The organism is Nocardioides renjunii, assembly GCF_034661175.1.
Taxonomy (GTDB): domain Bacteria; phylum Actinomycetota; class Actinomycetes; order Propionibacteriales; family Nocardioidaceae; genus Nocardioides; species Nocardioides renjunii.
In genome coordinates this window covers 3356238-3381202 of the sequence record NZ_CP141058.1, presented here as the reverse complement: position 1 = coordinate 3381202, position 24965 = coordinate 3356238, and the positions used below count along the sequence as shown (strand labels likewise).

The 24965-nt window shown below is 70.8% G+C and carries 26 protein-coding genes; 16 read left to right on the top strand and 10 right to left on the bottom strand.

The features are described 5' to 3' along the window. Window positions 1-38 precede the first annotated feature (38 nt). Window positions 39-1070, bottom strand: a complete 1032-nt coding sequence (locus SHK17_RS16180; protein ID WP_322919960.1) for a GlxA family transcriptional regulator — start codon at window positions 1068-1070, stop codon at window positions 39-41. 78 nt (window positions 1071-1148) lie between these two features. Between SHK17_RS16180 and SHK17_RS16175 the strand changes: the two genes are divergently transcribed. Further along, on the top strand, window positions 1149-2471 hold the full coding sequence (locus SHK17_RS16175) for an MFS transporter (RefSeq protein WP_322922046.1): 1323 nt from the start codon (window positions 1149-1151) through the stop codon (window positions 2469-2471). 17 nt (window positions 2472-2488) lie between these two features. Here the strand turns inward: SHK17_RS16175 and SHK17_RS16170 are convergent, their stop codons facing one another. After that, window positions 2489-3268, bottom strand: coding sequence for an exodeoxyribonuclease III (locus SHK17_RS16170; protein WP_172265866.1), 780 nt, complete (start codon window positions 3266-3268; stop codon window positions 2489-2491). Between the two features lie 141 nt (window positions 3269-3409). Between SHK17_RS16170 and SHK17_RS16165 the strand changes: the two genes are divergently transcribed. Further along, the gene (locus tag SHK17_RS16165; protein WP_322919959.1) at window positions 3410-4219 is read left to right on the top strand and encodes a M57 family metalloprotease; all 810 of its coding nucleotides are present in this window, start codon (window positions 3410-3412) and stop codon (window positions 4217-4219) included. A 60-nt stretch (window positions 4220-4279) separates the two neighbouring features. On the opposite strand, the gene SHK17_RS16160 is transcribed toward SHK17_RS16165, so the two are convergent. Next, window positions 4280-5821 (bottom strand): PH domain-containing protein, encoded by a 1542-nt coding sequence (locus SHK17_RS16160; RefSeq protein WP_322919958.1) that lies wholly within the window; start codon window positions 5819-5821, stop codon window positions 4280-4282. Then, on the bottom strand, window positions 5818-6321 hold the full coding sequence (locus SHK17_RS16155; protein ID WP_322422954.1) for a PH domain-containing protein: 504 nt from the start codon (window positions 6319-6321) through the stop codon (window positions 5818-5820). Before SHK17_RS16155 ends, SHK17_RS16160 begins: the two co-directional genes overlap by 4 nt. 220 nt (window positions 6322-6541) lie before the next feature. Here SHK17_RS16155 and SHK17_RS16150 point away from each other — a divergent pair, with 220 nt between their 5' ends. Next, window positions 6542-7372 (top strand): M57 family metalloprotease, encoded by an 831-nt coding sequence (locus SHK17_RS16150; RefSeq protein WP_322919957.1) that lies wholly within the window; start codon window positions 6542-6544, stop codon window positions 7370-7372. 114 nt (window positions 7373-7486) lie between these two features. Further along, window positions 7487-8563, top strand: a complete 1077-nt coding sequence (ychF, locus tag SHK17_RS16145) for a redox-regulated ATPase YchF (RefSeq protein ID WP_322422952.1) — start codon at window positions 7487-7489, stop codon at window positions 8561-8563. 263 nt (window positions 8564-8826) lie between these two features. Here the strand turns inward: ychF and SHK17_RS16140 are convergent, their stop codons facing one another. Further along, window positions 8827-9378, bottom strand: a complete 552-nt coding sequence (locus tag SHK17_RS16140) for a Fic family protein (protein WP_322922045.1) — start codon at window positions 9376-9378, stop codon at window positions 8827-8829. Window positions 9379-9590: 212 nt separating this feature from the next. On the opposite strand from SHK17_RS16140, the gene SHK17_RS16135 reads away from it, so the two are divergent. From SHK17_RS16135 to SHK17_RS16115, 5 genes are all read left to right on the top strand, one after another. Beyond that, window positions 9591-9887, top strand: coding sequence for an ANTAR domain-containing protein (locus SHK17_RS16135; RefSeq protein WP_172265819.1), 297 nt, complete (start codon window positions 9591-9593; stop codon window positions 9885-9887). Between the two features lie 213 nt (window positions 9888-10100). Next, window positions 10101-10853, top strand: coding sequence for a GAF and ANTAR domain-containing protein (locus SHK17_RS16130; protein ID WP_172271146.1), 753 nt, complete (start codon window positions 10101-10103; stop codon window positions 10851-10853). A gap of 37 nt (window positions 10854-10890) precedes the next feature. Next, on the top strand, window positions 10891-11598 hold the full coding sequence (locus SHK17_RS16125) for a GAF and ANTAR domain-containing protein (RefSeq protein ID WP_322922044.1): 708 nt from the start codon (window positions 10891-10893) through the stop codon (window positions 11596-11598). A gap of 110 nt (window positions 11599-11708) precedes the next feature. Continuing rightward, complete coding sequence (locus SHK17_RS16120; protein WP_216652020.1) at window positions 11709-12161, top strand: hypothetical protein; 453 nt, start codon at window positions 11709-11711, stop codon at window positions 12159-12161. Between the two features lie 361 nt (window positions 12162-12522). Beyond that, window positions 12523-13221 carry a GAF and ANTAR domain-containing protein gene (locus tag SHK17_RS16115; RefSeq protein WP_322919956.1) on the top strand — a complete coding sequence of 233 codons (699 nt, stop codon included), beginning with the start codon at window positions 12523-12525 and terminating at the stop codon, window positions 13219-13221. 145 nt (window positions 13222-13366) lie between these two features. On the opposite strand, the gene SHK17_RS16110 is transcribed toward SHK17_RS16115, so the two are convergent. After that, entirely contained in the window at window positions 13367-13534 is a 168-nt protein-coding gene (locus SHK17_RS16110) for a hypothetical protein (protein WP_322919955.1), read from the bottom strand. Between the two features lie 91 nt (window positions 13535-13625). After that, complete coding sequence (locus tag SHK17_RS16105; RefSeq protein ID WP_172265810.1) at window positions 13626-14978, bottom strand: carotenoid oxygenase family protein; 1353 nt, start codon at window positions 14976-14978, stop codon at window positions 13626-13628. Window positions 14979-15216: 238 nt separating this feature from the next. Here SHK17_RS16105 and SHK17_RS16100 point away from each other — a divergent pair, with 238 nt between their 5' ends. From SHK17_RS16100 to SHK17_RS16090, 3 genes are all read left to right on the top strand, one after another. Next, complete coding sequence (locus SHK17_RS16100) at window positions 15217-15867, top strand: HAD family hydrolase (RefSeq protein WP_322919954.1); 651 nt, start codon at window positions 15217-15219, stop codon at window positions 15865-15867. A 443-nt stretch (window positions 15868-16310) separates the two neighbouring features. After that, window positions 16311-16781, top strand: coding sequence for a hypothetical protein (locus tag SHK17_RS16095; protein ID WP_172265807.1), 471 nt, complete (start codon window positions 16311-16313; stop codon window positions 16779-16781). A 125-nt stretch (window positions 16782-16906) separates the two neighbouring features. Continuing rightward, on the top strand, window positions 16907-18592 hold the full coding sequence (locus SHK17_RS16090) for a CHAP domain-containing protein (protein WP_322919953.1): 1686 nt from the start codon (window positions 16907-16909) through the stop codon (window positions 18590-18592). On the opposite strand, the gene SHK17_RS16085 is transcribed toward SHK17_RS16090, so the two are convergent. Then, complete coding sequence (locus tag SHK17_RS16085) at window positions 18570-19037, bottom strand: GtrA family protein (protein ID WP_322919952.1); 468 nt, start codon at window positions 19035-19037, stop codon at window positions 18570-18572. The genes SHK17_RS16090 and SHK17_RS16085 overlap by 23 nt on opposite strands. Window positions 19038-19195: 158 nt before the next feature. After that, window positions 19196-19462 carry an ANTAR domain-containing protein gene (locus SHK17_RS16080; protein WP_322919951.1) on the bottom strand — a complete coding sequence of 89 codons (267 nt, stop codon included), beginning with the start codon at window positions 19460-19462 and terminating at the stop codon, window positions 19196-19198. A 552-nt stretch (window positions 19463-20014) separates the two neighbouring features. On the opposite strand from SHK17_RS16080, the gene SHK17_RS16075 reads away from it, so the two are divergent. Continuing rightward, entirely contained in the window at window positions 20015-20746 is a 732-nt protein-coding gene (locus tag SHK17_RS16075; RefSeq protein WP_172265794.1) for a sigma-70 family RNA polymerase sigma factor, read from the top strand. 113 nt (window positions 20747-20859) lie between these two features. Here SHK17_RS16075 and SHK17_RS16070 read toward each other — a convergent pair whose 3' ends face one another. Then, entirely contained in the window at window positions 20860-21150 is a 291-nt protein-coding gene (locus tag SHK17_RS16070) for a hypothetical protein (protein WP_172265790.1), read from the bottom strand. Between the two features lie 283 nt (window positions 21151-21433). On the opposite strand from SHK17_RS16070, the gene SHK17_RS16065 reads away from it, so the two are divergent. The 3 genes from SHK17_RS16065 to SHK17_RS16055 all read left to right on the top strand — a co-directional run bounded on the left by SHK17_RS16065 (window position 21434) and on the right by SHK17_RS16055 (window position 24890). After that, a complete protein-coding gene (locus SHK17_RS16065; RefSeq protein ID WP_172265787.1) occupies window positions 21434-21859 on the top strand; it encodes an OsmC family peroxiredoxin in 426 nt (141 codons plus the stop codon). Window positions 21860-22107: 248 nt separating this feature from the next. Next, a complete protein-coding gene (locus SHK17_RS16060; RefSeq protein WP_322919950.1) occupies window positions 22108-22995 on the top strand; it encodes a DUF1707 SHOCT-like domain-containing protein in 888 nt (295 codons plus the stop codon). A 161-nt stretch (window positions 22996-23156) separates the two neighbouring features. Then, window positions 23157-24890 carry a proprotein convertase P-domain-containing protein gene (locus tag SHK17_RS16055; RefSeq protein ID WP_322919948.1) on the top strand — a complete coding sequence of 578 codons (1734 nt, stop codon included), beginning with the start codon at window positions 23157-23159 and terminating at the stop codon, window positions 24888-24890. Window positions 24891-24965: the final 75 nt, after the last annotated feature.

Here is a 24965-nt window from a genome sequence, read left to right as displayed (position 1 = left end):
CCCCAGCATGACCGCGTGGACCGACAGTGGATGGGACCTCAGGCGTCCGTCGTCGCGAGGGGAGTGACGAGAGGAGCGCCGAGAGGAGGGACGACGGGAGCGCCCCGGAACGTACGCCGGTAGGCCGAGGGCGAGACGCCGACGCTGGCGCGGAGGTGCTGGCGCAGCGACGCCGCCGTGCCCATCCCGGCTTGCGTCGCCACCTGGTCCACCGTGAGGTCGGTGGCCTCGAGCAGGTGCTGCGCGTGCCGGATCCGCTGCTGGGTGACCCACGCGCCGGGGGAGAGGCCGGTCTCGGCGCGGAACCGCCGGGTGAAGGTGCGCAGGCTCATCGCTGCCTGCCGCGCGAGCGTGGTGACGTCGAGCTGCTGGTCGAGGTGCGCCTGCGCCCAGGCGCGTACGTCGCCGGTCGTCTCGTCGGCGCGGCTGGGGACGTGGCGCTCGATGTACTGCGCCTGGCCGCCGTCGCGCCAGGGCGGCACCACCAGGTGCCGCGCGACGGCATTGGCGACGGCGGTGCCGTGGTCGGTGCGGACGACGTGCAGGCACAGGTCGAGGCCCGCGCTGAGCCCCGCCGACGTGAGCACCCGCCCGTCGTCGGTGAAGAGGACGTCCTCGTCGAGGGCCGCGGCGGGGTAGAGCCGGCGGAAGTCGTCGGCGTACTTCCAGTGGGTCGTGGCACGGTGCCCGTCGAGGATCCCGGCCGCGGCCAGGACGAACGCGCCGGTGCAGATCGACACCCAGCGGGCGTCGTCCGGCACCGATGCCAGTGCCGCGCGCAGGTCGTCGGGGAGGGTGCCGTCGCGCCGGGGACCGGTGACCTGGGTGCCGGGGATGACCACCGTCTGCGCGGTCGCGAGGGCCTCGGCGCCGGCGGAGGGGACGATCGCGTAGCCGCGGGACGAGGCCACGGGCGCGCCGTCCACGCTCACGACCTGGATGTCGTAGAGCGGGTGGCCGTCGTCGTCCACCGCCTCGCAGAACACCTGCGGCGGGATCGTCAGGTCATAGCCGATCACCGGTGCGATGGCCAGGACGACGACGCGGTGCGGCGGAGGAGGGGGCGGCATGGCCGGATTCTTTCACATGTTGGCATGTCGGCCACTCGTGAGCCGTGGAGCAAAGGCCCGAGACTGGTGCCCGTGACGATGACGACCCCGCCGAGCCCACGCGGGCCCGAGGCCACCCTCGCCCGACCGCAGCCCGTCCACTGGGCCTGGATCGTGGCCTCGGTCGCGTTCGTGACCCTGGTCGGCGCCGCCGCGTTCCGCTCGGTGCCGGGCGTGCTGGTCGAGCCGCTGCACGACGAGTTCGGCTGGTCCCGCGGCCTCATCGGCTCGGCGGTCTCCCTCAACCTCATGCTCTTCGGGCTGATGTCGCCCTTCGCCGCGGCCCTGATGGACCGCTTCGGCGTGCGGCCGGTGGTGACCTTCGCGCTCGTCATGGTCGCCGTGGGCAGCGGCCTCACCGTCTTCATGACGGAGCCGTGGCAGCTCATCCTGTGCTGGGGGCTGCTCGTCGGCATCGGCACCGGGTCGATGTCGATGGCCTTCGTCGCGACCATCACCAGTCGCTGGTTCGTGGCGCGTCGCGGACTGGTGAGCGGCATCCTCACCGCCGGCAACGCCACCGGCCAGCTGATCTTCCTGCCGGTGGTCGCCTGGCTGGCGACCGAGCACGGCTGGCGCACCGCGGCGCTGCTGGCCGCCGGGGCCGCCCTCGCCGTCGTCCCGCTGGTGCTGCTCTTCCTGCGCAACCACCCCGCCGACCTGGGCCTGCGCGCCCTCGGCGCCACCGACGCCGACCCCGGCCCGCCGCCCCACCAGCAGGTGGGCTCGAGCGCCGGGCGCGCCCTGTCGGTGCTCAAGGACGCCGCTCGCAGCCGTACCTTCTGGCTGCTCTCCGGCGGGTTCGCGATCTGCGGGATGACCACCAACGGCCTCATCGCGACGCACTTCGTGCCGGCCGCGCACGACCACGGGATGCCCGCCACCACCGCGGCGTCCCTGCTCGCCGTCGTCGGGATCTTCGACGTGGTGGGCACGATCGCGTCGGGCTGGCTCACCGACAAGGTCGACCCGAGGATGCTGCTCGTCGGCTACTACGCCCTGCGCGGCGTCGGGCTGATGACGCTGCCGGCGCTGATGTCGCCGCACGTGCAGCCGAGCATGTGGGTCTTCATCATCGTCTACGGCCTCGACTGGGTCGCGACGGTGCCGCCGACGGTCGCGCTCTGCCGTGAGCACTTCGGCGCCGCCACCGGGCCGATCGTCTTCGGCTGGGTGTTCGCCAGCCACCAGGTCGGCGCGGCAGTCGCGGCGACCGGCGCCGGTGTCGTGCGCGACGTCACGGGCGGCTACGACCCGGCGTTCTACGCAGCGGCCGGGCTGTGCGCCGTCGCCGCGCTCATGTCGTACGCCGTCCGCAGGACGCCGCAGCCGACCCCGGCTCCCTCGGCCGGCGTGATGTGACGCCGCCGAGGCGGGCCTCAGTCGAGGTCGACGACCACCGGCGCGTGGTCGGACGGCGAGCCGGTGCCCTGCGCCGGGTCGCGCTCGTCGCGGTCGATGAACGCACCGCTCACCCGTGACGCGAGGGTCGGCGAGGCGAGGACGAAGTCGATCTTGAGACCGCGGTCGCGCTCGAAGCGCTGCCGGTAGTAGTCCCAGTAGGTGTAGCCCGGCGCGTGGGCGCGGGTGGTCTCGGCCCAGCCGTCGTCGAGGAACGCCTGGAACGCAGCCCGCTCCGGCGGCGTGACGTGGGTCGACTTGCGGAACTGCGCGGGGTCGAAGACGTCGTCGTCGGTGGGACAGATGTTCCAGTCACCGACCAGCGCGGTCTGCCCGTCCAGCCAGCCGCTCGCCGTGTCGCGGAGCCGGGCCAGCCAGTCGAGCTTGTAGACGTAGTGCGGGTCGTCGGGCTTGCGGCCGTTGGGGACGTAGAGCGACCAGACGCGCACCCCGCCGCAGGTGGCGCCGATGGCCCGCGACTCCGGTGCGGCAGGGTCGCCGTACGGCGGCTGGCCGGCGAAGCCGGTCTCGACGTCCTCCAGCCCGACGCGCGAGAGGATCGCGACGCCGTTCCACTGGTTGAGGCCGGCCACCGCGATGTCGTAGCCCAGCGCCTGCAGCCCCATCAGCGGCAGCTGGTCCTCGCGCGCCTTGGTCTCCTGGAGCGCCAGGACGTCGATCTCGTGCCGCTGCACGAAGGCCTCCACCCGGTCGATGCGGGAGCGGAGGGAGTTGACGTTCCAGGTCGCGATGCGCACCCCTTCACCCTAAGGAAGGCTGTACAAGGTCAGCGCGACGGGGGAGGTTCGACGGCACGCACCTGTCTCGGGAACTCGTGCCCACCTGCTCGACTCTCCGGGACGGAGTGTGCCCATCCCCTCCACGAGAGAAGAACCAGCATGCAGCGCAGTCGACTCGGGGCGATCGCCCTCGGCACCACCGCACTCCTCGGCGCGGCCCTCGCCTCCCCGGCACTGGCCGCTCCCGACACGGACATCCCGACGTTCTCGGAGTACCAGGCCTCCGCCTACCAGGACGCGGACCGCCAGTACATCGTCAACGGCGACGAGCCGGTCGGGACCACCGGTGACCTCAAGGCCTACTACGACCGCATGGTCGAGGGCTCGGAGGAGGCCATCGAGAACGGCCTCGTGGTCAACACCGTCGGGGGCGTCGACGACAGGTGGACGGCCACCGAGGCGCGCAACCTGACCTACTGCGTGAGCACCAAGTTCGGCGCCCGCTACGCCGACATCGTCAGCGCGATGGCCAGCGGCGCGCAGCTGTGGGAGGACGCCTCGGCCGTCGACTTCATCCACGTCCCGGCGCAGGACGCGAGCTGCACCACCCGCAACAAGTCGGTCGTCTTCTCCGTGGAGCCCGTGCAGACCTCGCAGTACATCGCCCGCGCGTTCTTCCCCAGCACGCCCAAGCGCTCGCGCAACGTGCTCATCGACGACTCGATCTGGACCTCGGGCTCGTGGACGCCGACCAACATCATCGGCCACGAGCTCGGTCACACGCTGGGCTTCCGCCACGAGCACACCCGTCCCGAGGCCGGCACCTGCTTCGAGGACAACAGCTGGCGCCCGCTGACGCCGTACGACTCCTCGTCGATCATGCACTACCCCCAGTGCAACGGGACGTCCGCGAACCTCAGCATGACCGCCACCGACCGCGCCGGAGTGGCCTCCCTCTACGGGGCCTGACCGCGTAGCGTCACCCTCAGGCGCGAGCGCCCCCTTCGTCCCGAGCGGAGGGGGCGTTCGTCATGTCCGGACGGGCTCGGCCGGTGCCCGGGAGACGAACGGCGTCAGCAGGCCGGGCGTCGCCCGGTCGGCCAGTGCCACCGCCACGTCCAGGCGTACGTCGCGCACGAGCACGCGCTCGTGCCCGGCGGCCGTCGTCGCGGTGAGGTCCGCGAGCCCGATCCGGCGCTGCCACCACGACTGGTCGACGACCCACCCGATGATCCCGTCGGTCTCCAGCACCGTGCGGATGCGGGCGAGCGTGCCGCTGCCCGCGACGAGGTGGCCGTCGGAGAGCGCGTGCCCGAGGTGACGGTACGACGCCTCGCCCACCGCCGCGGCCAGCACGAGCAGGACGACGGCCAGGGCCGCGACCCACCACCACGAGAAGTCGAGGAACCACCAGGCGACCGCGGCGACGACCACGACGTCCAGCGCGAGCCGCAGCTGCCGGAACCACGCGCGCCGGCGGGCCTGCGGTCCGTGCTCGGTGAGGGCGTCGGTCAGCGGCCCGCGGTGCTCGAGCACCTCCTCGCCGACGCCGACCGCGACCGCCCGCGGGCACGGCGGCAGGACCTGCGTGACACCGCTCTCGACGCCGGTGGCGAGCGTGGACAGCTCGGCGCCGCCGACGATCCGCATCAGCACCGGCTCGGTCATCTCGACCCCGCGGACCTTGGCCTCCTCCACGGTGATGGAGCGGGTGGTGAACAACCCGGAGGTGAGGTGCAGCGAGCCGTGCTCGCGGACCAGGAGGAAGCTCCACCACTGCACGACGTAGCCGGAGATCGACACCACGAGCCACAGCGCGAGGCCGCCTGCGGCGAGGACGACCGCGACCGCGGCGATGGCGAACTGGGTGACCCACTCCCACACGGAGGTGGCCGTCTCCTCGTTCCAGATCGGCAGGTCGTCGCCGAACTGCGACACCACGCCGACCGCGCCGGCCAGCAGCACGAGCCGGCTGAGGCTGAAGGGCGCGAAGCGCAGCCACGACCAGTCGATCCGGGCGAGCACCACGGGCGCGGGGGCCGGCGGAGGTGCCGGGGGAGTCGTCGGCGCCCCGGCCGGCTCCGCGCCGGGCGCCGGCACCGCGACCTCGGCCTGGGTGCGCCGGTGCAGCAGCGTCGTACGCAGGGCGTGGGCGTCGGCGGCGGCCAGCGCGTCGAGCGTGATGCGGTCGTCGTCGACGCCCGTGCCGATCTGCACCTTCTGCAGTCCGAGGACGCGATGCAGCAGCGAGGCCTCGAGGTCGACGCTGCGCACGCGGTCGAGGGGCGCGGTCGAGGTGTTCTTGTTGAGCAGCCCGCGCCGCACCTGGATCTGGGTGTCGGTGAGCCGGTAGTGGGTGGTCAGCCAGGGCAGCGCGCCGAAGAGGATCGGGCCGATGACGAGGACGGGGAAGACGAGCGGCCAGAAGCGCATGTCGCTGCGGCTGATGCCGATGAGCGCCACGACCACGGGCACCAGTGCCTGGCCGACGGCCTTGACCGGGTCGAGGAGGAGCTTGCGCGGGCTCAGCCGGGCCCAGCCCTCGCCGGGGGAGCCGGGGGCGGGGATCACGTCGCGTCGTCCTCGCTCGCCGCGGTGATCGCGGTCAGCCGGGCCACGACGTGGCGTGCGGTGTCGGCGTCGAGGCAGTCGACGGTGATCGGGCCGGCTGCGGACGCGGTGGTGACGGTGATCGAGGACAGGCCGAAGAGCCGCATGAGGGCGCCCTGGCGGGAGTCGACGGTCTGCACGCGGCTGATCGGCGCGATCCGGCTGGTCCGTCCGATCCATCCCTCTCGGGTGTGCACCGCGGTGTCGGTGACCTCCCAGCGGTGCACGCGGAAGCGGATGCGCGGCATCAGCACGACGTGGGCGATCGCGAGCACACCGATCAGCAGCACGACGAGCCCGACCCAGCCGGGGACGTCGGGGATGAAGAAGTACGCCGCGGCGGCAGCGATGACGACCGCCGCGTCGCCGAGCAGCGCCGACACCGTCCAGAACGGGACCGCCTGCGGCGAGACCCGGTTGGCCGGCTCCCGCAGGACCGGCCCACCCCCCACGTCACTCATGCCGCCGAGTGTTGCAGGTGCGCCCCGCGCGCCCGCGCTGACCGCACGCCTCCGGCAGAAGTATGCAGTCGGTGGCAAGGATGCGTCACGCGGTGACGTTCTGCAGGTTCGTGCAGTGCACACACATGAGCCAGGAGAGGCCTTCCGCCAGGTGGTCTAGTCGGGTTGAGGTGAGCAGGCGCCACCCCCCCCACTCCATGACCACCAGAAGGACAACCAGATGTCACTCCGCATGATGCTGCGGGCCGCCACCGCGACCGCCGCAGCAGCCGCCCTCGCCTTCTCCCTCGCCCCCGCCGCCACCGCGGCACCGGCTCGGGACCGGGTCCCCACCTTCGGCGAGTTCCAGGCCTCGACCTACCGCGACGTCGCGGGCCAGTACGTCGTCAACGGCGACGAGACCATCGTCAGCACCAAGGAGCTCCAGGCCTTCTACGACGAGATGATCGCCGAGTACCAGGCCGGCGACGGACCGTCGTCCGAGCTCATCATCAACCGGGTCTACGGCCGCGACGACAAGTGGTCGGCCACCCAGGCGCGCAACCTCACCTACTGCGTGTCCAACACCTTCGGCACCCAGAAGACCAACATCGTCAACGCGATGGCCAGCGGTGCCGCCCAGTGGGAGGCCGCCTCATCCGGAGTGAACTTCACCTACGTCCCCTCGGCCGACGCCAACTGCCGCACCACCAACAACGCGGTGCTCTTCTCGGTCGAGCCGACGACCACGACGCAGTACATCGCCCGCGCCTTCTTCCCCAGCAGCCCCGACAGCCAGCGCAACGTGCTGATCAACGCGGCCTCGCTGATGAGCTCGGGCTCCTGGACGCCGGGCAACATCATGGCCCACGAGCTCGGCCACAGCCTCGGGTTCCGCCACGAGCACACCCGTCCCGAGGCCGGCACCTGCTTCGAGGACAACAACTGGCGCCCGCTGACGCCGTACGACTCGGCGTCGATCATGCACTACCCGCAGTGCAACGGCTCGTCGAGCAACCTCTCGATGACCACCACCGACCGGTCGGGGATCCGCGCGGTCTACGGCGCCTGACCGCCGTCTGGACGACGTCGTCCACGCGTCACGCCCACGGAGGGCCCGGCCGACCAGGCCGGGCCCTCCCGCGCTTTCGTCGGCCACCGCCGACCGCCCGTAGACTCCCGGCCCGTGGCTCTCACCATCGGCATCGTCGGTCTCCCCAACGCGGGCAAGTCGACCCTCTTCAACGCACTGACCAAGAACGACGTCCTCGCGGCGAACTACCCGTTCGCGACGATCGAGCCGAACGTCGGCGTCGTGGGCGTCCCCGACGAGCGGCTGCCGCAGCTCGCGGAGGTCTTCGAGTCGGCGAAGGTGCTGCCCGCCACGGTGGAGTTCGTCGACATCGCCGGCATCGTCCGCGGCGCCTCCCAGGGCGAGGGCCTGGGCAACAAGTTCCTCGCCCACATCCGCGAGTCGGCCGCCATCTGCCAGGTCACCCGCGTCTTCCGCGACGAGGACGTCACCCACGTCGACGGCGAGGTCAACCCGGCCAACGACATCTCGACGATCCAGACCGAGCTGATCTTCGCCGACCTCGAGACCGTCGAGAAGGCGATCGCCCGGCTCGAGAAGGAGTCGCGCAAGGTCAAGGACCTCGTCGCCAACCTCGAGGCGGCGAAGGCCGCCAAGGAGGCGCTGGAGTCGGGCACCCCGATCACCGCCACCGACATCGACCGCTCGCTCCTGCGCGAGCTGTCGCTGCTCACCGCCAAGCCGTTCATCTACGTCTTCAACTGCGACGCCGACGAGCTCGCCGACGATGCGCTCAAGGACCGGATGCGCGCGATCGTGGCGCCGGCCGAGGCGATCTTCCTCGACGCCAAGTTCGAGGCCGACCTCGCCGAGATGGACGACGACGAGATGGCGCACGAGATGCTCGCCGAGATGGGCATCACCGAGTCCGGCCTCGACCAGCTCGCCCGCGTCGGCTTCGACACCCTCGGCCTGCAGACCTACCTCACGGCGGGCCCCAAGGAGACGCGGGCCTGGACGATCCGGAAGGGCGCCACGGCCCCCGAGGCGGCCGGCGTCATCCACACCGACTTCCAGAAGGGCTTCATCAAGGCCGAGGTCGTCTCCTTCGACGACCTGATGTCCGCCGGCTCCATGCTGAAGGCCCGCGAGGCCGGCAGGGTGCGCATGGAGGGCAAGGACTACGTGATGGCCGACGGCGACGTGGTGGAGTTCCGCTTCAACGTCTGACGCATCGCTGTTTGTGCAGGTCAGAGCGGGTGCGCCCCCCCAGTCCGCGAAGAGTCCGCAAGGGCTTCGTCGCTCGCGCGCTGACGGCCAGTTCCGATGTGCGATCAGCGAGCTCGCGTACCGCTCCGATCCGGCTTGAGATGCACTGCATGGGCGGCGCAGAGACGCACTCATCGCGGCTACTAGGACACTTCCCGCAGGATCGGGATCTGGCCAGGCTTGGATGTCAAGGCCCGTGCATCTGCGGCCTGTGTACGCCACACTCACGTCATGGGACACCGTGGTGACATCCGGACGGCCGTCCGCCGCGTGACGTGGAAGGTCTTCGGTGCAGTTGCCGCCGTTGCCCTCTTCACTTCTTGCGCCGTCGTCGCCCTGGCGACGCGCAGCTTGCCTCCCGTGCTGGCGACTATGGTCGGCGGCCTGGTCGTAGTGCTTCTCGCGGGTCTCACCCTGGACGCCCTCAAGGCACCTTTCGACCGCGCCCCTGGGCCTCGGCCCGGCTCGCGCGGCAGCTGGATCTGACTGAACGCGCACATCGGCAGATCTGGTCGCTCCACGAGGTAGATCGGTGCGGTCGTAGGCGAGCGCTTGTAGATCCACTCAGGGACGAGGCAGTGGGGCTGGGCCGAGGCGACGCGGGCCTGGTTGCGGGCGCGCGTGGTGAGTGGTCGGATCACGCCCGAGTCGTGGAGGCGGTTGATGGCTGCGTGGCCGGTGCCGTCGGTGAAGGGGTGGATCGACTCGAGCTGCGCGTGCGCCAGTGCAGCCTGCAGCAGCACGCCGATGTCGTCACGGTTGGCGAAGGCGGGCACCACGGTCGAGACCCTCGTCCGGCTTCGACCGGCGTGGCCGGGTGACCAACGCCCCTGACCCGCGCGAAAGCCTTCGCGACTTGAGGTGAGGGGCTGATGAGCATTGCCCTGAGTGCCTAGCGGGTCTAGCCTCGAAGCGTTGCCTCACACGTGACGCTGCCCCAGTCCCGGTAGCGCGTGCCACCTGCATCGCGCACAGACCGGGATCTTCTATGACCAGCGCCACGTACGAGCCCCCTTCTCCTCAAGACCATGCGCACGATCCACCGGCGCCCGCCGATCGTTCTGGTGTCGGTCCGTCGGGAGCCGAGCTCGCTGAGACGAACCGGCAGCTCCACACAGCCATCGCGAGTCGAGAACTCATCGGGCAGGCCACAGGCATCCTGATGATCCGGCTCGACACCGACGCCGAATCTGCCTTCTCGTACTTGCGCCGGCGGTCGATGGACGAGAACCGCAAGCTCGTGCGCATCGCGAAGGACATCGTCGAGACCAGGAAGATCGCTTGACGCCCACGGGCGGTGCCGCAGCCCCTCCGCGTGAACCCGCGACAGCTGTGCCAGGGCGATTCCCACGATCGCGTGATGTCGGATGCGCCCACGTCGCTCGACCAGCGCCTGGGACTGGTGTCGCGCCATCCGGTCTACGCTGAGGTCATTCGTGATCAGGCCGGCGCGATCGCGTCTTGAGGGGAGGAACGGGTGACTGCTTCCGTGGACGCGATGAGGGCTCAGCTGAACGCCGCGGTGTCCAGCAGCCGACCCGGTCTCGCGACGGCCGACGAGTTGTGCGCCACCTGCGTCGGGTTGGTCGGAGTCGACGGAGTCGCGTTGTCGATGGTCTACAAGGGGGCATCGACTGGGACGTTCGGCGCCAGCAGCGAAGCGAGTCGCCGCCTGGACGAATATCAGTTCACCTTCGGCGAGGGACCGTGTCTGGACGCGGTGGCCACGCGAGAGGCCGTGCTCGTTCCGAACCTCGACGCTCCGCGTGAACAGCGATGGCCTCTCGTGCGAGGAGCGCTGCTCAATGACGGCATCCGGAGCGTGTTCGCCCTACCCATCGTGGTCGCGTCCGTGTGCGTCGGCGCTCTCGACCTCTTCCGCGCGGAGCCGGGGCCACTGGAAGGCGACGCCCTGGCCGGGGCGATGCTGACCGCAGAGCTCGCCTCGGCGCCGCTCCTCGATCTGATCGCAGAGGGCGTGGGTATGAACACTGACGAGGAGGCCGTCGTCACGAACATGCTGGCTGGTCCGGATCACCAGGCAGAGCTGGAACGGGTCGAGGTCTACCAGGCGACCGGGATGCTCGTGGCCGCGCTCGACGTCGACGCTGCCGAGGCCTTGGTGCGTCTTCGAGCCCATGCCATCGCAACCGGGCAGACCGCAAGCCAGGTGGCCGGCGCCATCGTCGAACGCAGGCTCATGCTGGACAAGGACACGCGCGTCGTGCGGGAGAGGCCGTCCAATGACTGAGGGCCGAGAACGAGAAGTCATCCATGCCTTCGTGGCAATGTCCAACGAGCTGGTCGACGACTACGACGTCGTCGACGTGCTCGCCCAGCTCACCGACTACTGCGCCGAGCTCCTCGACATCTCCGCCGCAGGCCTCCTGCTGGCCGACGGACGAGGAGTCCTGCACCTGGCTGCCTCGACCTCCGACCGGATGCATCACTTGGAGATGTTCCAGCTCCAACGTGACGAGGGGCCCTGCTTGGACTGCTTCCATGACGGGCAACGGGTGCTGGTCCCCGACCTGGCGGAAGCTGAGGAACGCTGGCCCCAGTTCAGCGCCGCCGCAGGCCGGGCCGGCTTCAGGTCAGTCCATGCGCTTCCCATGCGGCTCACCGGCAACGTCCTCGGTGCCCTCGGACTCTTCGGAGACCAGCCCGGCGCGCTCGACGCCGACGACCTTGCGCTCGCTCAGGCCCTGCTCCACGTCGCTTCTGTCGCGATCGTCAACGACCGATCCGCCACCGACCGGGCAACCGTGAACTCGCAGCTCCAAAAGGCACTCACCAGCCGCATCACCGTCGAGCAGGCCAAGGGCGTCATCGCCTACGCCGGGGACCTCAGCATGGACGACGCCTTCGCAGTCCTCCGCCGCTATGCCCGGGACCACGGCATCAAGCTGAGCGTCACAGCAAGTCGCGTCGTCGACCGCGACCTGAGGTACGAGCTGCTCATCCAGCACGCCCGAGCGGCCGCCGTCCTGCCGTGAGACCGTGCCGGCCTCTGGGCCGACGAGCTCTCTGAGGCGCCCGCGGCGCACTGCTGGCCGCGGGGCGTACAGCCGCTGCCATCACTCGCGAGCCGGAGCATGATGACCAGATGAGTCAGCCAGTGCCGGATCAACAGGACGACGTCGAGGCGTGGCCTTTGGCCTTTGACTGCTCCGACGTGCGAATCGCGATCTCGGAAGCGGGTACAGGAGTGCTGCACCGCACGGGTGCCAGCGTCCTCCTAGACCTCGAGACCGCTTTCTACGAGACGCAAGGACGCATCATGTCCAGTAACACCAACACCACGTCCGACCACACCACGGGACGCCGAATCAGCACGGAGACCAAGTCTTCGTACAAGACCACCGAGCTCGTCGCTTACGTCGTGGTAGCCCTGGCCGTCCTGATCGCCGCTGCGCTGACCGACGCGAGCGACTTCGGCCCCCAAGAAGCATGGTTCTACGTCACTCTCCTGACCATCGGCTACATGATCAGCCGGGGGTTGGCGAAGTCCGGTAGCCGCGACTTCTACGACGACGCCGTCCACCGCGACGACCGTTGAGCTCGATGTACGTGCGCTCTCTCGGTCACGTCGTGGGCATGTTCGCCGCCACGGCCACCCACCTGGCAGCGCAGCTGCTCCGCGCACCTCGCCGGGCGAAGAGCTAGCCGCTTCTCAACCGGCCCGACGCCCCGCCCGCCTTCTCGGGGTAGGCGAGCGGGGCTCTTGGGGCGTCTGCGATGCCCGACGGGCCTGTGGGCTGGCATGCGCGTCGTCGTCAGCGCCATGCCCGCCCTGAGCCGCCTTGTCGAACAGCCTCCGCAGCGTCTCGCGTGCGCTGACACACGGTTGGGTGTAGCCCCGTCAGGCGCGACGAACTACTGTTCCAAGGCCTCGGGTCGCCGGGGACCGGACCGAGTCCTTGGCAAGCGAGGCGAAACAATTGATCGGTGAGTTCTCAGAGCTGACGCGTGCGCTCAGCAATGCACCCGACGAGACTGCTCGCCTCCAGCTCGCCATCGAGTCGGCGGTGACACTCGTGACCCGGTGTGACCACGCGGGCATCACGCTCAACGACAAGCACGGGCAGATCATCACGAGAGTCAGCACGGACGGTGTCGTCCGACGGGCCAACGAGCTCCAGCACGAGTTGGGCGAAGGCCCATGTATCGAGCTGGACCGCGACCAGGACACATTCGTGAGCCCCGACCTGTCGCAGGAGCGCCGCTGGACACAATGGGCGCCGCGCGCGTACGAGGAGCTGGGCGTCGAGTCGATGATCTCGGTGCTCATCTTCAAGGACAAGCGGTCCTACGGCGCACTGAGCCTCTACGCCAAGCAGGGACAGCGCTTCGACGTCGACGACGTCGCAGTGGCGCACGCCCTCGCCGGCCACCTCGCCGTCGTCATGACCGCGGAGCGCGAGATCGACCATCTCGGGATCGCGCTGCTGAGCAGGATCACGATCGGCCGGGCCGAGGGCATCCTGATGGAACGCCTCGACATCACCGCCGACCAGGCGTTCGACTACCTGCGGCGTGCCTCCTCACACGCCAACCGCAAGCTCATCGACGTCGCCGAGGAGATAGCGCGCACCCGCAAGCTGCTGGACCTCGACTGAGAAGCCGCCTCCTGCTCGTTCGATGAGGTGGCGGCCCCGGTGCCCGGCTTCTACAGCACCGGGGCCTAAGCCGCTGAGGCAGTCCGGACTACTTCATGGCCTGCCCGTGCGTACCCGGGACCCGCGAGTCCAATGCTCGAACGAGTCAGGAGTCACGCGGTCGCAACACCACGACGTTGACCAGCCCGTCGTAGTCCGTGAGTTCCGCCAGCCGCACCCACTCGGCCGGGAACCAGTCGTCGTCGACCGCCCAGGCGCGCAGGAGGCCGTGGTAGGCGCCGGCTCGAGCGCCGTCCGCGGGGGTGGTGAGCATGACGCCGTGACGGTCCGGCGCCGACGACTGCCTGCCCAAGCCGTTCGCCACCGGGTGGTCGACGCCCACGGCGTCCCCGGACCCTCGTCGGTCAGGCGAGGGCGGAGTCGGGGATCCAGTTCCCGTGGAACCCCTGCGGCACCCGCACCGGCAGGTGGACCGCCGCCACCGGATGCCCGAAGTCGTGGGCGTCGATGATCACCAGGTCGCTGGCGCCGCGCGCGGCGTCGTACACGTAGCCCATGAGCCACCCGTCGTCCTCGCCAGCCGCGCTGTCGGCCGGGACGAACACCATCTCGCTGGCGATGCGGCCGGGGCCCAGATCCATCTCGACGTTGGTGCCGCCGACGAGGTCGTGCTTGCGGACAGCTGTCCGGGGGTCGTCGCCGAGGGCGCCGAGGTCGCGCACCGAGGACGCACCGATCGTGTAGCCGTAGCGGTGGCGGAGGCCGGTGAGACGTTCGTCCCCGCGGGGGAACTCCGTGCCGCGGTCGTCGATCGTCTCGGTGAGGACCTTGCGTGCCTGCGGGTCGATCGTCCAGCGCTCCAGGCGCGGGCGGTCGGACAGGGGCTCTCCGTCCTCGGCGAAGGCGTGGTCGTGCACCACCAGGTCGATGATCACCTGGTCGCCGGCGTCGAAGGCGTTGAGGGGGTGGTAGACGAAGCACGGCTCGACGTCGATCCACACGACGTCGGACGCGGTGCCGGCGCGGGGCAGGACGCCGACCCGGGCGCCGTTGTCGGGTCGCCATCGGAAGGGCAGGGAGACCCCCTGCAGGGCAAGCTCCAGGTCGAAGACGACAGGCAGGTCGAAGAGCACGACCCGGGACGCTGTCAGGCCCATGTCGTGGAGCATGACCGGGGCGGGGAGGTCGATGTCGACCGTGCTGACGAGCTCCCCGGAGGGGTCGACCACGTGGTAGCGCAACGCGGGGCTGTCGAAGCCGTAGCTCATCACGTGCATCTCGCCGGTGCTCGGGTCGAACTTGGGGTGGGCGTTGATGCCACCGGGAAGGGGGCCGCCGAAGTTGCGCGTGGCGACCGTGTCGAGGTCGCCCGTCAGCTCGTAGGGCAGCGACCCCTCGGTCACGGCCAGGATCCGGCCGGCGTGGGCGAAGACGTTGGTGTTGCCCGAGCCGGGGTACCACCCGCCGTCCGCGCGGGGCACGGGGGACCCACCGAGGTGCGCGCTGGCCTCGGGGCTGCGCACCCAGCGGTTGCGGTACCAGCGGGGCCGCCCGCCGTGCAGGTCCACGCCGTGCACCATCCCGTCGCCCGCGAACCAGTGGTACGTGTCGGCCTCGGCTGCGAACGGGTTGGGTCCGGTGCGGATGTACCTGCCCGCCAGGCCCGGCGGGACGGCGCCCGTGACCTCGAGATCCGCCGCAGTCACCTCGGTGGCCACCGGCGCGAAGTTGCCGTCGAGGTACGTCGCTGCAGTCATCGTCTGCTCCCTGGCATCGGGCCGCCGATCCGGCCCCATCCAATACACACCCTGAGGTGCGACGCGTCAATCGCTGTCTGCTGGGGCATCCGGATCCGTCGGAAGTCGGGCATCCGCCTGGGTGGATCGCGGGTGCACCCCGTTGCCTTCCTCTGCTCGCGTCGTCAGAGAACGAGCTTCATGCGCGGAGCAGACGGCAACGCCCGGGTCGGTCGTCGGCAGCGGGCATACTGCGCCCGTGACCAGCACCCTCGCGGCCGTTCTGTGGGACATGGACGGCACGCTCATCGACAGCGAGCCGATCTGGATCGCGCAGCAGTTCGTCCTGGCGGAGCAGCACGGCGGAACGTGGTCGACCGAGCAGGGGCTGGCGCTGGTGGGTGCGGACATGCACGACACCGCGGTGGCGATGCAGGCCGTGGGCGTCGAGCTGGAGTCGGCTGAGCTGGTCGCGACGCTGGAACGCGCGGTCATCGACTCGCTGCGCGAGACCGTGCCGTGGCGCCCGGGCGTGCGTGAGCTGCTCGCGGCGTTGCGGCGCCAGGGGATCCCGTGTGCCATCGCCACCACCTCCTCCCACGAGATGGCGACACTGGTCGCGGATGCCGCGCCGGACGGCGCGATCAGTGTGGTCGTCGGGTCCGAGGACGTCGCCCAGACCAAGCCCTCGCCCGAGCCGTACCTCCGAGCGGCCGAGCTGCTCGGCGTACGCATCGAGCAGTGCGTGGCGGTCGAGGACTCACCCAACGGGCTCGCGTCGGCACTGGCGTCGGGCGCCGCGACGATCGCGGTACCGAACGATGCGGTGCTGCCCGCAGCCGGCGCCTTCGCCACCTGGCCGACCCTCGAGGGCCGCACCGTCGCGGACCTCGCAGCGCTCCTGGGGTGATCGAGCACAGGGAAGTGGAAGCGCGGACAGCGGATCGGTGCTGGAACTGAGCTCACCGCCTGACGCAGCTGGCTGACACCGTTCACCGACGTGTCGGCGACATGTCCCGGCGTCCTCGGAGGTCACCACCCCGGGTGCCGACGGCTCATGCCAGCAAGGCCCTGACGAGTGCGACGCCCGCCGACTGCACGACAGCAACGTCATGGCGCAGCCTCCGACGAGCGAGACCCGCAAGGCGAGTGTCGTCCTGCTCATGGGAGCCAGAGTGCCGCCTGCGGGTCGCCCCCGACGCACATCGGGACATCGGCAGACCACCGTTGGTCGTGGTCGAGGAGTGCGTGCGGGGGAGTTGGAGGGCCGCACAGCGGTCCGGTGGACCACCGGTGCAACGGCTGGGCGACACTGGGGGACCACACCGCCCGCGACCCCACCAAGGAGAGATCATGTCCCTCACCCAGGTCCCGCTCCGCCTCGCCACCGGCGCGTTCATCCTCAACTCGGGCATCAGCAAGCTGAGTGCCGACGAGGGCACGGCGCAGTTCCTCCACGGCGCCGCCGCCTCCACCTACCCCGCCCTGTTCAAGGACATGGAGGCGACCAAGTTCGCGCGCCTGCTCGCCGTCAGCGAGATCGGCGTGGGCGCCGCCCTCCTGGCACCCATGGTCCCGGCCACCGTCGCGGGGGCCGCGCTGACCGGGTTCGGCGCCAGCCTGGTCGGCATGTACCTCAAGACGCCCTCCATGACGCTCGACGACGGCATCCGCCCGAGCCAGGAGGGCACCGCGGTCGCCAAGGACGTGTGGCTGGTCGGTGCCGGACTGACGCTGCTCACCCAGGGGATCGCCTCGGCTGCCAAGTCGGGTGTGAAGAGCTCGAAGCGGGCGCTCCGCAAGGCCTCGCCGCTGACCCACTGAGTGCGTCGGCTCGTGGCCGGCCCGCGGTCCCTTCCGTGAGCCGGCGACGGCGCCGATGAATTACACGATTGATCTTCACTCATCGGCGTGGCGGGCTTGACTGATCGCCCATACGATCACTCATCGTGCCCCAACAGCCTCACGAGTCACAGCCGTCACAGCCCCTCCGTGCCGCCCTGCCGGCGATCCAGCGGGCCGTTCGACGTGCCGGTCGTGCGACCAAGCTGGTCACCGGTGTCCTGGCGCTCCTCCTGCTCGTCACGCCCACCACCGCTGACCGGATCAGCCTCACCACGTCGACCTACCTGTGCTCCGGGTACGCCGGCTGCGAGGCCGCCGGCTTGGGCCACGCCGGCTACCGGCAGGCCGGGTCGAAGGCCTACTGGCGCATGTACGTCGGGCACAACTGCACCAACTACGTGGCCTACCGGCTGATCCAGTCCGGCATGCCGGACGTCCGGCCCTGGGAGGGCAGCGGCAACGCCTCGAACTGGGGCACGGCGATGGCCAGCATCACCGACCAGACGCCGACGGTCGGGTCCGTCGCCTGGTACAAGTCGAACGTGGCTCCGGCGGGCGGCAACGGCCACGTCGCGTACGTCGAGCAGGTCATCTCCGACTCCGAGATCATCGTCTCGGAGGACTACTGGGGCGGCGACTTCCACTGGCGGCGCGTGACCAGGACCGGTGGGGGCTGGCCCTCGGGGTTCATCCACTTCAACGACCGCGTCGTCGCGCCGACGACCGCTCCGGCGATCGTCGGGACACCTGCGGTCGGTGCGCCGCTCGAGGTGGTGCCCGGCTCGTGGTCACCCACGCCCACCAGCATCAACGTCCGCTGGCTCGCCGACGGTGCCGCCATCCCCGGCGCCACGGCCTCCGGCTACGTCCCGACGCCCGACGTGAAGGGCAAGGCCCTGACCGCCGAGGTGACGGCCCAGCTCGACGGCTATACCGCCGGCCAGGCCAGCCTCGCGACCGCTCCCGTCGCCCCCGGGGTGTTCCAGCGCACCGCAGAGGCGACGATCCAGGGGGTCGCCGAGGTCGGTCAGACCCTGACGCTCACTCCCTCGTCGTGGGCGCCGCAACCCGCCAAGGTCACGACCCAGTGGTACGCCGACGGGGTCGCCGTCGACGGAGCCACCGGTCCATCCATCGTCCTCACCCGGGACCACATCGACCGGCGGATCAGCGCACGCATCCAGGCGAGCGCGAGCGGCTACCGGAAGTCGAGCTCCCGAGCGGCCGAGACCACGCCCGTCCTCGCCAAGCCCGTCGTGATCACGAGCCCGTCCCGGGTGAAGGGCGCGCCCGAGGTGGGGCGCAAGCTCGTCGCCCAGGTCGGGAGCCTGAAGCCCACGGACGCCACGGCGACGTACCGCTGGTTCCGGGACGGCCAACCGATCGCCGGGACCACGAAGCCCACCTACACCGTGCGCCGCGCCGACCTCGGCCGCGCGCTGTCGGTCCGGATCACCCTGTCCCGCCGGCACTTCCGCGCCACCACGGAGTCCGTCGCCGTCGCGCCCGTCACGACGGTGCCCGAGGTCGAGGTGCGCTCCGACGCCACCAAGAAGCGCGTCGCCCTCGACATCCGCGTCAAGGCGCCCGGTGCGCCGAAGCCTGACGGGGCCATCAGCGTCAGCGTGGGCAAGCGCACGGTCGAGGCCCAGGTCGTCGGTGGCCGGGCGCGGGTCGTCGTGCGCGACGTCCGAGCGGGAACGAAGCCCCTCGTCGTGCGCTACGCGGGCACCGACGTCGTGCAGCCGGTGGTCGCGCGGTCCAGCGTCACGGTGCCGCAGCGGCGCTGACCGCGTCCGTCGGACGCCGCCGGGTCACCATCGCCACCCGGAACACGAAGAACCGCACGAGGCCCGTGCCCAGGTTGGCTGCGATCAGCACCGCCAGCTCCTGGGCCCGCGACGGCCGGGCGACGGTGGTCTCCAGCACCCACAGGGAGCCGGCGGTCACGCCCAGGCTGAAGCCGAGCAGTGCGAGCCCGAGCACCTGGTGCTGCACGGTCCGTTCGGTGCCGCGAACGCCGAACGTGATGTAGCGGTGCCCGAACGTCCCGGCGATCGTGGACAGGACGAGCGCGAGAGCGTTCGCCGGCTGCGCGCTGAGCTGCTCGCGAAGGACGAGGTAGAGCAGTCCGTAGAGCACGTTGAACGCCCCGCCGACACAGGCGAAGACGACCAGCTGCACGAGGATCGACCGCCACGTGGCCGGCGAGCCGGTCGAGGACTCAGCGCCCACCGGGTCCCACCTCGCGCGTCGTGCGAGCTCCCGGCGTGCGCCATCCCGCTCGGGCTCGACGGCAGGTGACGGGCGGCATGGTGCGGACAGTCTGGCACCGCGGGCGAGCGGGACGTCGGGCCGGCGCCCCGCAGCGGTCGTCGGTGGCGTCGGTCGCCTCAGTCCAGGGTGGGGAGCTTGCGCGTCTCGGCGATGTCCTTCGCGATGTCCAGCAGCTTGCGGTTGGAGTGGGACGACACCCGCCGCAGGTAGTCGATGGCCTGCTCGGCGTCCACGCCGAGGCGCTCCATGAGGATCCCCTGGGCCTGACCGATCAAGGTACGGCTGTGCATGCCGCGGTGGAGGTGCTCGATCTCGTGCTCGGCATCGGCCAAGGTGTCGCTGACAGAGTGGACCTCGCGCCTCGATGATCGGGCGTCGTTCATACTCGCTCCTGCGGTGCTGGGTTGCCGAGTGGGCTTGCCCAAACTCTAGACATGACTGCTCAGGTTTCCCAACACCCCGTGCGTAGGATGCGTCCGTTCCCGCGGCTCCCGTGTGCACCTCGCCCGCCCCGCCGGTCGGCTCTCCATCGCGACGTACGCGGGCACACGCCGCATCGGACCCCCACCCGCTGGGTATCGAGACGCAAGCCACGACGTAGCCCGGGCTGCTTCGACGGCTGAGGCCCCGGTGCTCAAGGAGCCGGCACCGGGGCCGCCCGGCAGTCGCGGGCCCGGGGACGCGTCGCGCTGTGCTGCTCGTTGTCGGGGCTGGGTCGGCCCTCGTACGCCGGGGGTCGGGGAGTCGGTGGCTTGCCACAGGTCTAGACCTGTGGCACTGTCGAGGGTTACGCCTGCTGGAGACAACGGTGAGCGTCCTTCTGTACGGAAGGAAACATCACCATGGTTTCCGCAACAATCACGCGCGGTCACCGCGCAGATCCCGCCACCTCCCCCACGGGGAGGGTCGAGCGCCAGCGGCGCACGGACTCGATCGTGTCCCACCTGCGAGTCGCCCAGCCGCACTCCGGCGACGAGCACGGCCTGACCCAGCAGCTCATCGAGTGCAACGTCGCCATGGCCGTCACCATCGCGTCCCGCTACAAGAACCGCGGGATCGACCAGGACGACCTCGAGCAAGTGGCCCTGCTGGGGCTGACCAAGGCCGCGCAGCGTTTCGACGCCAACGCCGGTCACGACTTCATGTCCTTCGCCGTCCCGACCGTCCGCGGCGAGGTCCGTCGTCACTTCCGTGACTCGGGGTGGGTCATCAGGCCGCCGCGACGGATACAGGACCTGCAGCCGCGTATCGCGAGGGCGCACAGCGAGCTCGAGCAGACGCTCGACCGGTCACCGCGACCCAGCGAGGTCGCGGAGCACCTCGGCGAGGAGCTCGACGCCGTCGTCGAGGCGCTCACGGCCGACGGCTACTTCTCGCCCACCTCGCTGGACAACGTCGTCGGCGCCGGGACGTCCACCCTGGGCGACCTGCAAGGCGGGGAAGACCCGGCCATGCGCTCGGTCGAGGCGAAGATGCTGATCGATCCTCTCGTCCACCGGCTGTCCGACCGCGACCGCGACATCGTCCGCCTGCGGTTCTACGAGGAGCGCACGCAAGGGGAGATCGCCGAGTCCATCGGGGTCACCCAGGCGCAGGTCTCGCGCATCCTCGCGCGGATCCTGGCGCAGCTCCGGGCCGGCCTCGACGGGACGTCCGACGCAGCCTGACCGCGTCGTCCTCCGTTCGCGGAGAGCCCGGCCGACACGGCAATCGCCCCGACCCCCTCGAGGGGGTCGGGGCGATCTGGTGTCTCAGCCGACGGTGCGGCGCGCCCGAGGGCTCACTGCTGGCTGTCGCCGCGGGTGTCGTCGTCGTAGAAGTCGCGGCTGCCCGACTTGGCGAGCCCGCGGCTGACCATGTAGCCGATGGTCAGCAGCGTCACGTAGAACCACGCCTCCTGGGTGCCGAAGTCGCTGGTGTCGGTGACGGCCGACGCGACGAGGACGCCGATCGCCACGACGACGAAGGCGATGAGCTCGGTGGTCTTGTACGACGACTTGGTCTCGGTGCTGACACGACGACGGTCGGTGAGGTGGGTGTTCGTGTGCGAGTTATCGGTATGGGTGGACATGGTGTCTCCTTGCGGCTGTCAATGGGCACGGGGTGAGCCGCTCACACGGGTTCGTGTGCGCTGTCGGGTACCCGGGCCCCTCGGCGGGATGCGCCTCCCCGCGTGTGTCGTGGGTCTCCCCGGCAAAGCCGCGTCGAGCCAGCTCGCCCAGCGCGCCCGGTTGGTGCCATGGCAGGGATTGCGGCTGGCGGCGCGGCGTGCGCCATCACAGACTCCTTGTCAGAGCCGGACGTGCTCGATCACCCGGGCCCACGGCCCATCAACGAACAAGGAGCTCCATCGCATGGCAACCACGCGCACCGCAACGACGCACTGGCACGGCACCCTCCTCGAGGGCGCCGGCAAGGTGTCCCTCGACTCCTCGGGCACCGGCACCTTCGAGGTGTCCTGGCCCTCGCGGGCCGAGGAGGCCGACGGCCGGACCAGTCCCGAGGAGCTCATCGCTGCCGCGCACTCCTCCTGTTTCTCGATGGCCCTCTCGCACGGCCTGACCGAGGCCGGCACCCCGCCGACCTCGCTCCGGACGAGCGCCGTCGTCGAGCTCACCCCCGGCACGGGCATCACCGGCATCCGGCTCAGCGTGCGGGGTGTGGTCGAGAACATCACCGGTGACGAGTTCGTCGCCGCCGCCGAGGCCGCCAAGGCCGGATGCCCGGTCAGCCAGGCGCTGGCCGGCACCACGATCACCCTCGACGCCGCCCTGGGCTGACCAGCCCGGCCGCCGTAGGGGGCTGTTGCACCGGGACCACCACAGGGGAGTGGTCCGGGCGCACGAACACGGGTCCTGCGCAAAGGGGTGCGCCGGACCTTCCTCACCACGGGGAGGTGGGGACCAGGGGAGCGCGCTCCCAGGGGCACGCAGACCACCTGCTGCCTCTGGGAGCCGCTCCCCTTCTGCTGTCACTGAACAAGGGAAGGACCCTCCATGTGTTGTCGCACCCACGCCAGGCCCGTCGGATGAGCGGGCTCAGGGCCAAGGACGCAGACCGGGACCGCTTCGTCGAGCTCATCGAGGCGGCGTACGTCGACGGCCAGCTGGGCACGGAGGACCGCGAGCTGCGGGTGAGCCGCGCGCTCGCGGCCGAGACGCTCGGCGAGCTGGAGACGCTGACGCACGACCTGCAGCGTCCGTCCGGTCGCCGCGCCGGGACCGTCGCCACCGGGACCGTCGCCACCGGGACCGTCGCCACGGGGCCCGTCCGTGCCGAGCGTCGACCGCGGCAGCCGGGCGCCTGTGCCGCCGTGCTGCTGGTGCTCGCCGTCATCACCGCATTCACGGGCGGCCTCGCCGCACTCATCCTGCTCCTCGTCGCGTGGGACCCCGGTCCGGACCCGGCCACGCCGTCCGGCGCCGCCGGCCCCGCCCGGCCCGGGACGGCGGACGAGGCGTCGGGCGAGACCGCGACGTTCGAGATGACGGCCGCGCACGTGCGGGAGCTCGTGCGCTCCTACGAGGCTGAGTTCGGCACCTTGGACACCTACGAGGTCGGGCTCTACCCCGAGCGGGCCTACACCCAGGTGCCGGTGCGGGGGTCCCGCGCCCGCTCGGAGGACTGGTCGTGGGAGGGCGCGTGGCACCAGGACTCCGACGCGTCGGCGGTCGTCGGCCTCTACGAGGTGCTCGACCTCGGCGAGCTCGACGTACGACGCCTCTTCGCCAACATCGCCCTTGCCGAGCGGACCCTCGACGTGCCGGGCGGTGAGCTCACCCACGTGCTCGTGCACCGGTGGACCGACGAGGCGCCGGACGTCAGCATCCACGTCGCCAACGAGTTCGAGGAGAGCGGCTTCCTCAGGACCACGCTGTCCGGCGACGTGGTCGCCGGCCATCCCTTCGAGCCGTGACCGCCGTGCGTGCGTGCGCGGTGATCCGCTCCTCGGTGCGTTGCCGCGTGGCGCCGGGGGACCCGCACGGCGGGTCCGACCTCGACAATGACTGCCACGGCATCACCCTGCACGCCGATCTCCTTGTCGGCGCCGTGCAGCCGTTCCTAGGTTCTCGGGTCATGACCACAACACCCCGACGGCTGCGCCTCAGCGCCCCGTCCCTCGCGATCTCCCTGGCCGTCGGCCTCGTCGGCGTCCTCCACGCACCTGCCGCGGCCGACACCACCACGACCTTCGGCCAGTCGACGAAGCTCTACGTCGGCGGGAGGAACAACAACGTCGAGACCACCGGCGGGCCGCTCGTCCTCCCCAACCAGGGGCCGGCGTCGCAGTACCCGTCCACCCTCTCGGTCGCGCACCGCGGCGCGATCACCGACGTCGACGTGACCCTGCGCGGGATCTCCCACACCCACCCCGACGACCTCGACGTCATGCTCGTGGGGCCGGGCGGGCAGCAGGTGACGCTGATGAGCGACGCGGCAAGCAGCAACGACCTCGTGGACGCGAACCTGACCTTCAGCGACTCGGCCGGCGCCGGGCTGCCGGACCAGTCGGCGATCACGCAGTCCGAGGCGAGGCCCACCGACTGGTCCACGGACACCGACCCCTTCCCGGCGCCGGCTCCCACCAGCGACCACACCACCTCGCTGGCCGTCTTCAACGGCACGGACGCCGCGGGGACCTGGCGCCTCTACGTCCTCGACGACACCGGTGGCGACACCGGCTCCATCGCCGGCTGGAGCCTGTCCATCGACCAGGACTCCACGGCGTACCCGAGCACCGTCGAGGTCGGCGGCCTGCCCTCGCTCTCCGACGTGGACGTCCGGCTGGACGGACTCACCTCGACCTACCCCGACGACCTGGCCCTGCTCCTCGTCGGCCCCGGCGGCCAGCAGGCCACCCTGCTCGCCGAGACCGGGGGCCAGCACGTCGTCGACGGCGTCGACCTGGTCCTCGACGACGAGGCGCCGGGCGCGCTGCCCGACGAGACAGCACTCGCGAGCGGCACCTACCAGCCGGCCAGCTACTTCGGCGGCACGGTCCCGTTCCCCGACCCCGCCCCGGTCGCGACCGGCCAGACGCCCCTCGCCGCGTTCGACGGGACGAACCCCAACGGCGTCTGGAAGCTCTACGCCTACGACGCAGCGAGCGGTGACACGGTCTCGATCGACGGCTGGTCCCTCGACCTCGCCTGGTCCGAGTCGCAGCGACCCAGCGGCGACGTGGTGATCGACGGAGGCGCAGCGACCACGGCGACGCCGTCCGTGCGGCTCGACCTGTCGGCGAGCGACCCGGCTCCCTCGAGCGGGCTGGACCAGGTGCGCCTGAGCAACGACGGGACCACGTTCTCCGCCTACCAGCCCTACGTCACCTCGGCGGCCTGGACGCTGAGCGCCGGCGACGGCGTCAAGACCGTCTACGCCCAGTTCCGCGACAAGGACGGCAACGAGTCGGCGGTGGTCAGCGACACCATCGCCCTCACCTCGTCCGCGGCGCCGACCGACACCTCGGGTCCGACCGCGACCCGGACGACCCCGAGGGCCGGCGCCCGGAAGGTCCCGGTCTCCACGACCGTCAAGGTGCGGGCCAGCGAGTCGCTGAAGGCCGGCTCGGTCACGCGACGAACCGTCTTCCTCAAGGGCAGGGGGAGCGCGAACAAGGTGCGCGCCGAGGTCCGCTACGACGCAAGGACCCGGACCGTCGTGCTCGACCCGGCCAGGGCGCTGGAGCGCCGCACGACCTACACCCTCACGGTCACCACCGGGGTCCGGGACGTCGCCGGCAACGCCTTCGACGCGAAACCCGGAACACCCGGCCCGCAGGCGCTGACCCTGCGCTTCCGCACGGCCTGACCGCAGCACCGCCGCACCACGCCGCACCACGCTGCACCCGCCGCACCGCGCCGCGCCCCGACGTCCTCCGGACGT

Excerpts from the sequence above, each read along its gene's own strand:
- SHK17_RS16180 (WP_322919960.1), bottom strand. The coding sequence starts at position 1,070 with ATGCCGCCCCCTCCTCCGCCGCACCGCGTCGTCGTCCTGGCCATCGCA.
- SHK17_RS16175 (WP_322922046.1), top strand. The coding sequence starts at position 1,149 with ATGACGACCCCGCCGAGCCCACGCGGGCCCGAGGCCACCCTCGCCCGA.
- SHK17_RS16165 (WP_322919959.1), top strand. The coding sequence starts at position 3,410 with ATGCAGCGCAGTCGACTCGGGGCGATCGCCCTCGGCACCACCGCACTC.
- SHK17_RS16155 (WP_322422954.1), bottom strand. The coding sequence starts at position 6,321 with ATGAGTGACGTGGGGGGTGGGCCGGTCCTGCGGGAGCCGGCCAACCGG.
- SHK17_RS16150 (WP_322919957.1), top strand. The coding sequence starts at position 6,542 with ATGTCACTCCGCATGATGCTGCGGGCCGCCACCGCGACCGCCGCAGCA.
- SHK17_RS16135 (WP_172265819.1), top strand. The coding sequence starts at position 9,591 with ATGACCAGCGCCACGTACGAGCCCCCTTCTCCTCAAGACCATGCGCAC.
- SHK17_RS16130 (WP_172271146.1), top strand. The coding sequence starts at position 10,101 with ATGAGGGCTCAGCTGAACGCCGCGGTGTCCAGCAGCCGACCCGGTCTC.
- SHK17_RS16125 (WP_322922044.1), top strand. The coding sequence starts at position 10,891 with ATGTCCAACGAGCTGGTCGACGACTACGACGTCGTCGACGTGCTCGCC.
- SHK17_RS16120 (WP_216652020.1), top strand. The coding sequence starts at position 11,709 with ATGAGTCAGCCAGTGCCGGATCAACAGGACGACGTCGAGGCGTGGCCT.
- SHK17_RS16110 (WP_322919955.1), bottom strand. The coding sequence starts at position 13,534 with ATGCTCACCACCCCCGCGGACGGCGCTCGAGCCGGCGCCTACCACGGC.
- SHK17_RS16105 (WP_172265810.1), bottom strand. The coding sequence starts at position 14,978 with ATGACTGCAGCGACGTACCTCGACGGCAACTTCGCGCCGGTGGCCACC.
- SHK17_RS16095 (WP_172265807.1), top strand. The coding sequence starts at position 16,311 with ATGTCCCTCACCCAGGTCCCGCTCCGCCTCGCCACCGGCGCGTTCATC.
- SHK17_RS16080 (WP_322919951.1), bottom strand. The coding sequence starts at position 19,462 with ATGAACGACGCCCGATCATCGAGGCGCGAGGTCCACTCTGTCAGCGAC.
- SHK17_RS16070 (WP_172265790.1), bottom strand. The coding sequence starts at position 21,150 with ATGTCCACCCATACCGATAACTCGCACACGAACACCCACCTCACCGAC.
- SHK17_RS16065 (WP_172265787.1), top strand. The coding sequence starts at position 21,434 with ATGGCAACCACGCGCACCGCAACGACGCACTGGCACGGCACCCTCCTC.
- SHK17_RS16060 (WP_322919950.1), top strand. The coding sequence starts at position 22,108 with ATGAGCGGGCTCAGGGCCAAGGACGCAGACCGGGACCGCTTCGTCGAG.
- SHK17_RS16055 (WP_322919948.1), top strand. The coding sequence starts at position 23,157 with ATGACCACAACACCCCGACGGCTGCGCCTCAGCGCCCCGTCCCTCGCG.